The sequence below is a fragment of the Flavobacterium soyae genome (assembly GCF_021245985.1).
Taxonomy (GTDB): domain Bacteria; phylum Bacteroidota; class Bacteroidia; order Flavobacteriales; family Flavobacteriaceae; genus Flavobacterium; species Flavobacterium soyae.
The window spans coordinates 1-247 of the sequence record NZ_JAJQXA010000081.1; the positions used below are offsets into that span (position 1 = coordinate 1).

1 rRNA gene is annotated in these 247 nt (G+C 36.0%); it reads right to left on the minus strand.

The features are described 5' to 3' along the window. A 23S ribosomal RNA gene (locus LUU93_RS21670) occupies positions 1-91 on the minus strand; the annotation flags it as partial. Between the last annotated feature and the right edge of the window lie 156 nt (positions 92-247).

Here is a 247-nt window from a genome sequence, read left to right on the forward strand (position 1 = left end):
GTGCTTGTCCCCGCAGCTTTTCGCAGCTTATCACGCCCTTCATCGCCTCTGAGAGCCTAGGCATCCCCCATACGCCCTTATTTTGCTTATTGTACCAATCATAATATCAATTATGACCGTTTTTTTTTGTTCTCTACAATAAAATTGTAAAAAACGCTTTCTACTTTCTTATTATTTTCTTATCTCAATATGTCAATGAACTTTTATTTAGCCCAAGGTCTAAAGTCTAAAGTCTTAAAGTAAATCA